This window comes from Dactylosporangium sp. NPDC006015 (genome assembly GCF_040614215.1).
In the GTDB taxonomy this organism is placed as follows: domain Bacteria; phylum Actinomycetota; class Actinomycetes; order Mycobacteriales; family Micromonosporaceae; genus Dactylosporangium; species Dactylosporangium maewongense.
In genome coordinates, this window is sequence record NZ_JBEXUD010000022.1 from 99,350 (window position 1) to 112,099 (window position 12,750).

10 protein-coding genes are annotated in these 12,750 nt (G+C 72.5%); 6 read left to right on the top strand and 4 right to left on the bottom strand.

Features of this window, described 5'->3' with window-relative positions:
* Positions 1-126: 126 nt before the first annotated feature.
* Together ABZ321_RS33110 and ABZ321_RS33115 are read right to left on the bottom strand one after the other, a co-directional pair.
* A complete protein-coding gene (locus tag ABZ321_RS33110) occupies positions 127-1,005 on the bottom strand; it encodes a zf-HC2 domain-containing protein (protein WP_354898642.1) in 879 nt (292 codons plus the stop codon).
* Between the two features lie 34 nt (positions 1,006-1,039).
* The gene (locus ABZ321_RS33115; protein WP_344504367.1) at positions 1,040-1,378 is read right to left on the bottom strand and encodes an STAS domain-containing protein; all 339 of its coding nucleotides are present in this window, start codon (positions 1,376-1,378) and stop codon (positions 1,040-1,042) included.
* Between the two features lie 94 nt (positions 1,379-1,472).
* On the opposite strand from ABZ321_RS33115, the gene ABZ321_RS33120 reads away from it, so the two are divergent.
* The gene (locus ABZ321_RS33120; RefSeq protein WP_354898646.1) at positions 1,473-1,919 is read left to right on the top strand and encodes a response regulator; all 447 of its coding nucleotides are present in this window, start codon (positions 1,473-1,475) and stop codon (positions 1,917-1,919) included.
* A 36-nt stretch (positions 1,920-1,955) separates the two neighbouring features.
* Here the strand turns inward: ABZ321_RS33120 and ABZ321_RS33125 are convergent, their stop codons facing one another.
* Positions 1,956-3,359 (bottom strand): GH1 family beta-glucosidase, encoded by a 1,404-nt coding sequence (locus ABZ321_RS33125; protein WP_354898649.1) that lies wholly within the window; start codon positions 3,357-3,359, stop codon positions 1,956-1,958.
* A 254-nt stretch (positions 3,360-3,613) separates the two neighbouring features.
* Between ABZ321_RS33125 and ABZ321_RS33130 the strand changes: the two genes are divergently transcribed.
* From ABZ321_RS33130 to ABZ321_RS33145, 4 genes are all read left to right on the top strand, one after another.
* The gene (locus ABZ321_RS33130) at positions 3,614-7,081 is read left to right on the top strand and encodes a discoidin domain-containing protein (RefSeq protein WP_354898652.1); all 3,468 of its coding nucleotides are present in this window, start codon (positions 3,614-3,616) and stop codon (positions 7,079-7,081) included.
* A gap of 115 nt (positions 7,082-7,196) precedes the next feature.
* Positions 7,197-8,240 (top strand): LacI family DNA-binding transcriptional regulator, encoded by a 1,044-nt coding sequence (locus tag ABZ321_RS33135; RefSeq protein WP_344504372.1) that lies wholly within the window; start codon positions 7,197-7,199, stop codon positions 8,238-8,240.
* Complete coding sequence (locus ABZ321_RS33140; RefSeq protein WP_354898655.1) at positions 8,237-9,139, top strand: aminoglycoside phosphotransferase family protein; 903 nt, start codon at positions 8,237-8,239, stop codon at positions 9,137-9,139. Before ABZ321_RS33135 ends, ABZ321_RS33140 begins: the two co-directional genes overlap by 4 nt.
* 615 nt (positions 9,140-9,754) lie before the next feature.
* Positions 9,755-10,333, top strand: coding sequence for a DUF305 domain-containing protein (locus ABZ321_RS33145; RefSeq protein WP_354898658.1), 579 nt, complete (start codon positions 9,755-9,757; stop codon positions 10,331-10,333).
* 136 nt (positions 10,334-10,469) lie between these two features.
* Here ABZ321_RS33145 and ABZ321_RS33150 read toward each other — a convergent pair whose 3' ends face one another.
* A complete protein-coding gene (locus ABZ321_RS33150) occupies positions 10,470-11,678 on the bottom strand; it encodes an MFS transporter (protein WP_354898661.1) in 1,209 nt (402 codons plus the stop codon).
* Between the two features lie 71 nt (positions 11,679-11,749).
* On the opposite strand from ABZ321_RS33150, the gene ABZ321_RS33155 reads away from it, so the two are divergent.
* Entirely contained in the window at positions 11,750-12,712 is a 963-nt protein-coding gene (locus ABZ321_RS33155) for a LysR substrate-binding domain-containing protein (protein ID WP_354898663.1), read from the top strand.
* The last annotated feature ends 38 nt before the right edge of the window (positions 12,713-12,750 follow it).

Here is a 12,750-nt window from a genome sequence, read left to right on the forward strand (position 1 = left end):
GTCTCTCTGACGTCTACTGTATCGATTCAGAAAGATCATCACAGCTGGATGGGCGGTGAGCCTCGACACGCGTCGGATGGGCGTCAGGCGCTGCGAGCGGCGCCCAGGTGAAGCGTCAGGTGAGGGTCAGGCGGCTTCGCGGTCGGTGACGTGCGCGGTCGCCTGCCCGGGCACGATCCGCAACGGCCGCCGCGGCGCAGCGCCGCCGGAAGCGCCGCCGGGGCCGCCGGAAGCGCCGCCGGGGCCGCCGGAAGCGCCGCCGGAGCCGCCCGAAGAACCGCCGGAGCCCGAGGTCGAGGAGCCGCCGTCGAAGAAGCCCGGGTCGAGGGCGGGACGGGTCAGGGCGATCACGATCGCGTACCCCGCCAGGACGAACGCGTGGCTCAGCAGCCGCTCCGTCTCGACCCGTCCGGCGAGCAGGTCGTTGACGCTGAGCAGCGCGAGCAGCCCGACGAACGCCGTCAGCATCGGCAGCGCGCCGGCGGGGCGGCCGCGGCGGCTGGCGATCCAGCCGAAGCCGGCGCCGATCGCGACGTTCCAGGCGGCCGACTCGTGCCACAGGTGGCCCGCGCCGTCGCCGTGCAGGTCGGAGGCGGTGGCGGCGGTCGTCACCTGGGCGATGCCGAGCATGAACTGGGCCGCCCCGAAGCCCCCGAGCAGCACGCGCAGCGCCAGGACGACGTGGGCCCGGCCGATCCGGCCACGAATCCAGGAAGCGGGCAGGGCGAGCCGCCGACGGAGACCGGAGGCGGGCGCAGGGGGTACATCGGCCGCCGGAAGCACTCCGTGGGCGTCGAGGGCGGCGAGGAGGTCGTCCACGCCGGCCGGCTGTGCGGGCACCTGCTGGACCCGGAAGAGCCGGGTGGCCGTCACCGCGTCGGCGTGCCAGGCCCGGCAGTCGGCGCAGCGGCGCAGGTGCGCGTCGGTGAGGGCGGCCTCGATCGGCTCGTCCTCACCGTCGAGGCGGGCCGACAGCGCCTCGCGGAAGGCAGCGCAACGTTCCACGACCCGATGGTGCCAGACGGAGGCGCCCCGCAGGTCATCCGGCGGCGTTCACCGCGTCCGGGACGGTGTCGAAGAGCGGGAAGACGTTGTCCAGCCCGGTGATCCGGAAGACCCGGCGGATCCGCTCCTCGGGGCAGACCAGGCGCAGCGAGCCGGAGCCGCTCTCGCGGACCCGGTTGTGGGCGCCGATCAGCACGCCGAGGGTGGTGGAGTCCATGAACGTGACGGTCGTCAGGTCGACGATCACCGTGCCGGAGCCCTCGTCGAGCGCGGTCGTGATCGCCTCGCGCAGCCGCGGCGCGGTGCTGACGTCGAGTTCGCCGTCCGCCCGGACCACGGTGTGCCCATCGAACGTCGAGATCGGGAACGTCATCAGGCAATCTCCGCATCGTTGAGTGGCGGTATGACGGTAGCCGGTCTTGCGCCGGACGCTATCGTTGGGCCGGAACATGCTGTTGGGAGGACCCGTGGACGACTCGCCCGCCGGCGTGCCGATCGAGATCCTGCTCGTGGAGGACGATCCGGGCGACGTGCTCATCACGCGCGAGGCGTTGGCCGACCACAAGGTGTCCAACCGGTTGACGATCTGCGCCGACGGTGCCGACGCGCTGCGGTTCCTGCGCCGCGAGGGTGCCTATGCCACGGCGCCCCGCCCCGACATCGTGCTGCTGGACCTCAACCTGCCGGGCGTCGACGGCCGCGCGGTGCTGGCCGCGATCCACGCCGACCCGGCGCTCAACGACATCCCGGTCGTGGTGCTGACCAGCTCCCGCGCGGAGGAGGACTTCCTGCGCAGTCACGAGCTGAGGGTCGACACGTACATCGCCAAGCCCGTCGACTTCGCCAGCCTCATGCACGTCGTGCGCCGGATCGAGACGTTCTACATCAGCGTCCGCCGCAACGCGACCGCCTGATCCGGAAGACCCGCGCGCCGGATCGCGGAAACGGGGTCAGGGGGCGTCGATGGCGTTGCGGGTGATGGACTCGGCGAGCCAGCGGCCCGAGGACTTCACGGTGCGGGCGAGCGTGTCGTAGTCGACGTGGATGAGGCCGAACCGGCGGCTGAAGCCGAACGCCCACTCGAAGTTGTCCAGCAGGGACCACGCGAAGTAGCCGCAGAGGTCGACGCCGGCGGTGATGGCCTCGTGGACGGCGGCGAGATGGCCGCGCAGGTAGGCGATGCGCTCGGGGTCGTGGACCGCGCCGTCGGCGGTGGGGCGGTCGTCGTAGGCGGCGCCGTTCTCCGTCACGTAGATCGGGCGGTCGCCGTAGTCACGGCGGATCCGCAGGAGCAGGTCGCGCAGGCCGGTCGGGTCGACGGACCAGCCCATGTGCGTGACCGGGCCCGGCGTCGGGTGGAATCGGACGTGCTGCGCCGTCGGGTAGGGCGTGCCCTCGTCGAGCGTCCCGTCGGTGGCGGCGCTGACCAGGTCCGGCTGGTAGTAGTTGACGCACACAGCGTCGACCGGCTGCGACACGACCTCCAGGTCCCCGGGCCGCACGTACGACATGTCGGTGATGTCCGCGATGTCGGCGATGGTGTCCGTCGGGTACGCGCCGCGCAGGATCGGGTCGAAGAAGATGCGGTTCAGCAGGCCGTCGATGCGCCGCGCGGCGTCGACGTCCGCCGGTGCGTCGGTGAAGGGGCGCACCGCGCCGGCGTTCAGCGCCACCGACACCTGCCCGGTGACCCCCGCCGACCGTAGCGCCGCGACCCCCAGCCCGTGCGCCAGCAGCAGGTGGTGCGTGGCGACCAGCGCGTTGAGGTGTCCCCGCCGGCCGGGCGCGTGCCCGCCGGTGCCGTATCCGAGGAACGCCGAGCACCACGGCTCGTTCAGCGTGTTCCACAGCGCGACCCGGTCGCCGAGCCGCGCGGCGACGGCCGCCGCGTAGTCGCCGAAGCGCAGCGCGGTGTCCCGGTTCGTCCAGCCGCCGGCATCCTCCAGCTCCTGCGGCAGGTCCCAGTGATACAGCGTCGCGGCCGGCCGGACGCCGGCGGCGAGCAGCTCGTCGACGAGCCGGTCGTAGAAGCCGAGGCCGGCCTCGTTGACGCCGGACCCGCCGGCCGGGCGGATCCGCGGCCAGGCGATCGAGAACCGGTACGCGGACAGCCCGAGGTCCTTCATCAGCGCGACGTCGCCCCGGTAGCGCTCGTAGTGCCCGGTGGCGCGGGCGCCGGTGTCGCCGTTGTCGATGCGGCCCGGCTGGGCGGCGAAGGTGTCCCAGATCGACGGGGTGCGGCCGTCGGCGTCCACGGAGCCCTCGATCTGGTAGGCGGCGGTCGCCGCGCCCCACCAGAAGTTCGACGGGAACGTCAGGACCTCTGTCGCGGTCCGCACCGCTGTCGTGCTCACACCCACCACCACTTCCCCGTGCGACAAATTGGAGGCTTGGAGAGCGCTCTCCAAGCCGTGTGACCAGACTGCGACGTCGCGTGTACGGGTGTCAAGGTGCGGCGTGGCGTGCTTCTTCGCAAAACGGGCAAATTGCCCGCAAAGAAGTCCGCCACTCTTGACACGCGGGAAACCACGGGGCAACACTGCGACCTATCGGAGAGCGCTCTCCAAACCGCCCGCCGCGCCTCCACACCCCTCAGCAAGGAGCTCACGTGCATCCGGCACACGCTTCCGCCCCCGCCTGGCGGAGACTGCTCAGTTCGCGATGGCGCATCATCCTGGTGGCCGCCGTCGTCGCAGCCATCGCTGTCGTGGTCGCGCCCTTCGCGCGCGCCGCGGACAGCCTGATCTCGCAGGGCAAGCCCGTCACGTCGTCGTCGGACCAGGCTCCCGACGTGGCCGCCAGCTTCGTCAACGACGGCAACGCCGGCACCCGCTGGAGCAGCCAGTGGAGCGACCCGCAGTGGATCCGCATCGACCTCGGCGGCACCGCCACCATCAGCCAGGTCGTGCTGCAGTGGGAAGGCGCCTACGGCAAGTCGTTCAAGATCCAGACGTCGGCGAACGACAGCACCTGGACCGACATCTACACCACCACGACGGGCGCCGGCGGCACGCAGACGCTCAACGTCTCCGGCACCGGCCGGTACGTCCGTATGAGCGGCACCGAGCGCGGCACCGGCTACGGCTACTCGCTGTACGAGTTCAAGGTGTACGGCTCCCTGGACGGCACCACCAACCCGGGCACGTGCAACACCGGGACCAACGCCGCGCAGGGCAAGACCGCCACCGCCTCCAGCGTCGAGGGCGCCGGCAACCCGGCCTCCGCCGCGGTCGACGGTGACGCCGGCACGCGCTGGAGCAGCCAGTTCAGCGACCCGCAGTGGCTGCAGGTCGACCTCGGCAGCAAGCAGAACATCTGCCAGGTCGTGCTGCAGTGGGAGGGCGCCTACGGCAAGGCCTTCCAGATCCAGGTCTCCGACAACGCCACCAGCTGGACCGACGTCTACACCACCAGCACCGGCACCGGCGGCACCCAGACGATCCCGGTGACCGGCGCCGGCCGGTACGTGCGGATGTACGGCACCGCCCGCCCGGGCGGCTACGGGTACTCGCTGTGGGAGTTCAAGATCTCCACCGGCGGCGGCACCACGACCACCCCGCCGACCAGCACCAGCCCGTCGCCGAGCACCCCGCCGTCGCAGGACCCCAACTGGACCCCGGTGTGGAGCGACAACTTCGACGGTGCCGCCAACACCTCGCCCAACGCGGCCAACTGGCTGCTGCGCACCGGCACCCAGTTCCCCGGCGGCGCCGCGAACTGGGGCACCGGTGAGGTCGAGACCGCCAGCGCCTCCACCGCCAACGTGTACCTCGACGGTGCCGGCAAGCTGAACATCAAGGCGATCCGCGACGGCGGCGGCGCGTGGACCTCGGGCCGCCTGGAGACCCAGCGGACCGACTTCCAGGCCGCGGCCGGCGAGCAGGTCAAGTTCACCGCCGTGCTCAAGCAGCCCGACGTCGCCAACGCGGCCGGCTACTGGCCGGCGTTCCGGGCGACCGGCGCCGCCTACCGCGGCAACTACACCAACTGGCCGTCCGTCGGCGAGACCGACATCATGATGGATGTCAACGGCCGCAGCCAGCTGTCGCAGACCCTGCACTGCGGCACCGCCCCCGACGGGCCGTGCGGCGAGTACAACGGCCGCACCTCGGGCCTGGCCAGCTGCACCGGCTGCCAGACCGGCTACCACGAGTACACCCAGGTCATCGACCGGACCAAGACCGACGAGGAGATCCGCTTCTACCTCGACGGCAAGCAGTCCTGGATCGTGCGCAAGAGCCAGGTCGGCGTCACCGCGTGGAACGCGGCCGTCAACCACGGCTTCTACCTGCGCCTCGACCTGTCCATCGGCGGCTCGCTGCCCAACGCGATCGCCGGCTTCACCACCCCGACCCCGGACACCACCTCCGGCGGCGTGCTGTCCGTGGACTCCGTCTCCGTGTCCAAGCAGACCGGCACCGTGCCGACCGCGATGACCGACCCGGCGACCCCGGCCGGCCCGAGTGTCGTCAAGGTCACCGGCTCGCAGGGCAACTGGCAGCTGCAGGTCAACGGCCAGCCGTACGAGGTCAAGGGCCTCACCTACGGCCCGCCGCAGGCCGCCGCCGACGGTTACATGCGGGACCTGAAGAACATGGGCGTCAACACGATCCGCACCTGGGGCGTGGACGACGCGAACACCCCGACCCTGCTCAACCGGGCCGCGCAGCAGGGCATCAAGGTGATCGTCGGGCACTGGCTCAACCAGGGCGCCGACTACGTCAACGACACCGCGTACAAGAACGCCACCAAGACCGAGGTCGTGAACCGGGTCAACGCGCTCAAGAACAACCCGGGCGTGCTGATGTGGGACGTCGGCAACGAGGTCATCCTCACGATGCAGGACCACGGCCTGGACGCCGCGACGGTCGAGGCCCGCCGCGTGGCGTACGCGAAGTTCGTCAACGAGCTGGCGGTCGCGATCCACGCCGCCGACCCGAACCACCCGGTCACCTCGACCGACGCGTACACCGGCGCGTGGCCGTACTACAAGAACAACTCGCCGGCGCTGGACCTGCTCGCGGTCAACTCCTACGGCGCGATCAACAACATCAAGCCGGACTGGATCGCCGGCGGCTACACCAAGCCGTACGTCGTGACCGAGGCCGGCCCGTCCGGTGAGTGGGAGGTCCCGAACGACGTCAACGGCGTGCCGAGCGAGCCGACCGACCTGCAGAAGCGGGCGGGCTACACGGCCAGCTGGAACGCGATCAAGGGGCACCCCGGCGTGGCGCTCGGCGCGACCGAGTTCCACTACGGCCTGGAGAACGACTTCGGTGGCGTCTGGCTCAACACCTACGGCGGCGGCTGGCGCCGGCTCGGGTACGGCGCGCTGAAGCAGGCGTACACCGGCACCCCGCTGGCCAACACGGCGCCGGAGATCACCAGCATGACGGTCGGCAACCAGACCGCCGTGCCGGCCGGTGGCACGTTCACCGTCAACGTCGCCGCGACCGACCCGAACAACGACACCATCCGGTACAACGTGATGATCAGCGACAAGCACATCACCGGGAACACCGGCTTCCGCAACGTCAACTTCACCCAGAACGGCTCCACCTTCACGGTGACCGCTCCGGAGACCCTCGGCGTGTGGAAGGTGTACGTCTACGCGTTCGACGGCCAGGGCAACGTGGGCATCGAGACGAAGTCGTTCAAGGTCGTGCCGCCGGTCATCGCCGGCACCAACATCGCCCAGGGCAAGACGGTGACCGCGTCGACCTACCAGCCGACCGGCACCAACGGCCCGCAGCTGCCGTCCTACGCGACCGACAACAACTACGGCACCCGCTGGGCGTCGGAGTGGGTCGCCACCGCGTGGTGCACGGTCGACCTGGGCAGCAAGCAGACCTTCAACAAGGTCTTCCTGGCCTGGGAGGCGGCGTACGCGACCGGCTACCAGATCCAGACGTCCGACGACAACAACAACTGGACGACGATCTACTCGACGACCACCGGCAACGGCGGCTTCGACGAGATCAACGTCAACGGCAACGCCCGCTACGTGCGCATGAACGGCACCGCCCGGGCCACCACCTACGGGTACTCGCTCTGGGAGTTCGGCGTGTACCGGTAAGTCACGCGATTCGGGCGGGCGGCGTCTGCCGCCCGCCCTTTCGTCTGTATTTTTCAGCGAATTTCATGCTATGTAGTGGAGAGCGCTCTCCATGCTCCGTGCTATAAAACCGGCCATGAGCGATCCACGTTCGGCCCGCAAGCCCACCCTTGAAGACGTCGCGGAAGCCGCCGGCGTCTCCCGGGCGACGGTCTCGCGCGTCATCAACGGTGTTCGCAACGTCGACCCGAAGCTGCACGAGATCGTGTGGCAGGCCGTCGACGCCACCGGCTACGTGCCCAACCGTGCGGCCCGGTCGCTCGTCACCCGCCGCAGCGGGACCGTCGCCCTCGTCGTCTCCGACTCGGTCAGCCACGACGACGACCCCTTCATGCGCCGGTTCTTCGCCGACCCGTTCTTCGGCCGGATCGTCGGCGGCGTCATGTCGGTCCTGCGCCCGCGGGGCATCCAGCTCGCGCTGCAGATCGTCGGCACCGACGAGGCCCGCGGCCGGCTCGTCGGCGACCTCGGTCAGGGCCAGGCCGACGGCGCGGTCGTGCTGTCGCTGCACCCCGACGACACGCTGCCCCGCCAGCTCTACGAGGCCGGGATCGCCGCGGCACTCGTCGGCCGCCCCGCCCAGCCGGTGCCGATCAGCTACGTGGACCTCGCCAACGACGCCGGCGGCGTCCTGGCCGCCGAGCACCTCATCGGCCGCGGCTGCACCCGCCTCGGCATGATCACCGGCCCGGCGCACGTCCCCGCCAGCCAGGACCGGCTCACCGGCTTCCGGCAGGCCCTCGCCCGGCACGGGCACGCCTGGTTCCCCACCGTCGAGGGCGGCTTCACCTACGAGTCGGGGGAGACCGCCCTGCTGGAGCTGCTGGACCAGCAGCCCGAGCTGGACGGCGTGTTCGTCGCCAACGACGTCATGGCCCAGGCGGCCGTGATGGCGCTGCGCGGCCGCGAGCTGCGGGTCCCCGACGACGTGGCGGTCGTCGGCTTCGACGACAGCAGCGCCGCGCTCGACGCCCGGCCGCAGCTCACCACCGTCCGGCACCCCCTGGAGGACATGGCGGCGGAGAGCGCCCGGCTGGTCCTCGCCCGCATCGACGACCCCTCCCTGCGCGTCGAGTCGGTCATCTTCGACCCGAAGCTCGTCGTCCGCCAGTCCGCATGACGGCCGGCACTCCTGCGGCCGAGGTGGCGGTCTCCGAGTCGTTGGTGGCGGCGTTGGTACACACGCAGCACCCGGACTTCGACGGCCCGCTGCGACTGGTCGCCAACGGCTGGGACAACGCCGTCTACCGGCTCGGCACCGCCTGGTCGGTGCGGCTGCCGCGGCGCGCCGTCGCGGTGCCGCTGCTGGTCAACGAGCAGCGCTGGCTGCCGCGCCTGGCACCGCGGCTGCCGGTGCCGGTCCCCGTCCCGGCGGCGGTGGGGGAGCCGGCCGGGTCGTATCCGTGGCCGTGGAGCATCAACCCGTGGCTGCCCGGCCACCCCGCCACCGCGGTGCCCGTGGCGGAGCGGATCGCGTTCGCCGCGGACCTCGCCCACACCTTCGCCGCGCTGCACGTCCCCGCGCCCGCGGACGCGCCGCCGAACGCCTTCCGCGGCGTGCCGCTGAGCGACCGGACCGAACCCGTGCGGGAACGCCTCGCCGGCGGCGGCTTCCCGGCCGGGCTCGCGGCGGCCTGGGAGGAGGCCCTGGCCGCGCCGCCGTGGACGGGCCCGCCGGTGTGGCTGCACGCCGACCCGCACCCGGCGAACCTGCTCGCCGGCGACGACGGCCGGCTCGCCGCGCTCATCGACTTCGGCGACCTGACCTCCGGCGACCCCGCCACCGACCTCGCCGCCGCCTGGATGGTGTTCGACGCCGCCGGGCGGGCCGTGTTCCGGGAGACCTACGCCGCGCTGGCGCCGCTTGAGGACGCGACGGTCGATGCGACCTGGCGGCGGGCGCGGGGCTGGGCGCTGAGCATCGGCTCGGCCATCGCGGCGAGCTCCGCCGACAACCCGGCCATGGCGGCGATCGGCGCGCACGCGCTGGACCAGGTGCTGCTCCCGGACGGGCGGTAACCGGGGCGCGCCACGACTCTGGTCAGTGACGCGCGCCGGGAGCTGCCGGAAGGGCGTGACGGGCAGGTATTCCACATCTCGGAGAGCGCTCTCCGAGATGGTTCGAGTCTGCCCGTTCGGATCTTCTTCGTCAACCCGTCGCAAGCTGTTGACACCGTCCGGTGCCAGCGGGAAACTTCCCTTACGGAGAGCGCTCTCCAGCCGGGTCGGGTGCCGGCGGGGAGCAGCGCCGAGGTGGCCGGCCACACGATCCGAACGGATCGACGGGGGTTGGCTGGGTCACCTGACCGACGCCGTAGGACAGGCTGTTCGGGTTGGTCGTCCAGGCGGGGGCTGCTCGAAGATCGTCCGACGGGCCCGCGGTGCCGTTTCCCGGCCCGCGCCGCGCCCACCGGTGCCGGCCAGGTGCGCCGTCCGGGCTGTGCCGTTCAGGCAGGCCGGAGGGTCCACCAGCACGTCACCGACGGCGACCGGGTTGGGGTCGCCGCCGGCGGGACGACCGCGCGAGCCGCCGTCCCGTTGCATCGATCCCGCGGTCGCGGCCGGTCGCTCCGGGCTCTGGGCGCCCTGACCGCCGCGACCGCGGGATCGGTCCCCGACGAAGGGAGCCCGCCCGTGCCACCCCGCCCCGCCGCTTCGCAGGTCGTGGTCCTGACCCTCGTCCTGGCCCTCGGGTCCGCGTGCGCGGGCGACCAGGTCGAGCCGCCACCGGCCGCGAAGGCCGCGCCGGCCAGCGCGCCGGCCACGACCGACTTCGGCGGCACCGACATCGCGTGGGTCCAGCTGATGATCCCGATGGACGAGCAGCTGCTGCCGGTCCTCGACCTCGCGAAGGAGCGCGGCGCCGACCAGCGGCTGGTCCAGCTGGCCGGTGAGCTGCGCAGCCGGTACACCGGCGAGATCCAGCAGCTCAAGACGCTGCGCCGCGGCGCCGGGCTGGACGAGACCAACCCGCACGCCGGGCACAAGATGCCGGGCCTCGTCGACGCCGACAGCCTGGCCGCGATCGGCGGGGCCGGCGGCGCCGAGTTCGACCGGAAGGTCACCGCGTGTCTGCGGGAGCACCTGGATCAGCTGGCGAACCTGGCCCGCTCCGAGATCACCAACGGCACCAGCGCCGCCGTCAAGGACCTCGCCAGACAGGTCGAGTCATCTCGCACCGCCGGCCTGACCCAGCTCCCCGCTTCCCCATGATCCGGAAGACTTCGTGCAGTCAGGGGTGCTCAAGGTCTTCCGGATCACTGCGGGTGGGGCGGAGGCGGGTTTCCCGTGATCCGGAAGACTTTGTGTCGTCATAGCAGCACAAAGTCTTCCGGATCACGGAATGCGGTCAGCGGCGGAGAAGGCGGTGGCCGGCGAGGGCGGTGACCAGGACGGTGACCGCGGCGAAGCCCAGCAGCGCCACCCTTGCCGGCAGGAACTGCGTCGCCACGCCGAGGCCGAGGACGGGCACGGCGAGCCCGAGGTAGCCGCCGAGGAACACCGCTGCGAGGGCCTCGCCGCGGGTGGCCGCGGACGCCAGGTCGACGACCGTGGAGACCGCGCCCTTGAGCAGCGCGCCCGCGCCGCCGCCGGCGACCGCGCCGCCGAGCAGGAACACCGGCAGGCTTGCCGCCCACACGCCGGTGGTCAGCGTCAGCAGGCCGGCGGCCATGAGCGCCACGCCGCCGGCGACCTGCCGGCGCACCGGCTCGCGGCGCAGCAGGATCTGCGTGGCGGCGCCGCTGGCGAACACCATCGCCGCGACCAGGCCGGCGAGGGCCCGCGACGGGTGGTGCAGGGTGCCGGCGACGAAGGCCGGCGCCAGCGAGGTGAACAGGCCCAGCACCGACAGCGCCGCGAACGCGCCACCGCCGGCGGCGAGGTAGCGGGGAGAGATCCGCTGCGGGCGGTACCGGCGCGGGCGCGGCGCGACGGAGACCGTCTCCGGGACGCGGGCGACCACGGCAGCCGCCGCGAGCAGGAGCACCAGGAAGACCGCGTAGGAGGTGCGCAGCGGCGCGGGGCCGAACTGGGCGAGCAGGCCGGCCAGCAGCGGGCCGGCCGCGAAGCCGCCGAGGTTCGCCACGGTCGCGACCAGGTCGGCCCGGGCCCGGCCGGCGGACGGGCGGGCTGCGGCGTGCAGCTCGGACAGGTGCGCGGTGGCGGTCGCGGTGAGCATGCCGACGCCGAGCCCGGACAGGACACGGGCGGCGACGACCACGCCGAGCGACGTCGAGGTCAGGAACAGCGCGGCGGCCGCCGCCTCGAGCAGGATCGCCGGCAGCAGGATCCGGCGCCGGCCCCACAGGTCCGACAGGTGGCCGGCGAGGAACAGGCTGACGATGACGCCGAACGCGTACGCGGCGAACGCGACCGTGACGTCGATCGTCGAGTAGCCGTCGTGCCGCTGGTAGATCGCCCACAGCGGGGTCGGCACGACGGTGAACGCCAGGGACACCGCGAACGCCGCCGCGACGGTCCAGAACCCCCGCTCGTGGCGGGACGTCGACGGAGCCGCCGGAGCCGGTCGGGCGGGGCGGGTCAGCACACTGGTCATGGGCCCGACTGTGCCGCGGCGGGTCGAGCACCTGCGACGAATGTTCGTGCTCGCAGCTATCATCATCGGTGATGGAGCTGCGGCATCTGGTGTACTTCGTGACCGTCGCCGAGGAGCGCAACTTCTCCCGCGCGGCCCAGCGGCTGCGGGTGGTGCAGTCCGGTGTGTCCGCCGCGATCCGGGCGCTGGAGCGGGAGCTCGGCACGCCGCTGTTCGAGCGCACGTCGCAGCGCGTCGCGCTGACCGACGCCGGCACGGCGCTGCTGCCCGCGGCCCGGGCGACGATCGACGCGGCCCAGGCCGCCCGGGACGCCGTCGACGAGGTCCGCGGCGGGCTGCGCGGCACGGTGCGCATCGGCACCCTGATCTCGGTCGGCTTCGTCGACCTGCCGGGACTGCTCGGCCAGTTCCGCGCCGAGCACCCAGGCGTCGACCTGCGGATGCGGGCGGCGCCGACCGGCTCGGCGGGGCTGGCCCGGGCGCTGCTGGACGGGGAGCTCGACGTCGCGTTCGTGTCGCTGGCCGGGCGCCCGCCGGCGGGCCTGTCGGTGCGCGTCCTCGTCGCCGAGCCGATCGTCGCCGTGCTGCCGGCCGGGCACAGGCTCGCCGGCGCGGGCGCGACAGACCTCGCCGGCAAGTCTTCCCGGCGCCCCGCCGGCACGGCTTCTGTGGGCCCTGCCGGCACGGCTTCCGTGAGCCTCGCCGATCTTGTCGATGAGCCGTTCGTGGACTCGCCGCCCGGCTACGGCAACCGGACCGAGGTCGACCGGGGCTTCGCCGCCGCGGGCCTGCAGCGGCGGGTGGCGCTGGAGGTCGCCGACATCGCCACCGTCGCCGACTACGTGCGCAACGGCCTCGGGGTGGCGCTCATCCCGCGCTTCGCGGTGCGGTCCGGTGACGGGCTGGTGACGCTGCCGGTCACCGGGGCGGGGCTGCGCTGGACGTTCGGGGTGGCGACGGCCTCCGCGCGCGGTCCGAGCGCGGCGGTCCGCGCGCTGCTCGACATGGTCGACGCCCACCGTCTCGAGCGCTGAATTCGCTCAGGTGGGTGCGCCGCGGGCCGAACGGACGG

Excerpts from the sequence above, each read along its gene's own strand:
- ABZ321_RS33115 (WP_344504367.1), bottom strand. The coding sequence starts at position 1,378 with ATGACGTTCCCGATCTCGACGTTCGATGGGCACACCGTGGTCCGGGCG.
- ABZ321_RS33155 (WP_354898663.1), top strand. The coding sequence starts at position 11,750 with ATGGAGCTGCGGCATCTGGTGTACTTCGTGACCGTCGCCGAGGAGCGC.
- ABZ321_RS33135 (WP_344504372.1), top strand. The coding sequence starts at position 7,197 with ATGAGCGATCCACGTTCGGCCCGCAAGCCCACCCTTGAAGACGTCGCG.
- ABZ321_RS33150 (WP_354898661.1), bottom strand. The coding sequence starts at position 11,678 with ATGACCAGTGTGCTGACCCGCCCCGCCCGACCGGCTCCGGCGGCTCCG.
- ABZ321_RS33140 (WP_354898655.1), top strand. The coding sequence starts at position 8,237 with ATGACGGCCGGCACTCCTGCGGCCGAGGTGGCGGTCTCCGAGTCGTTG.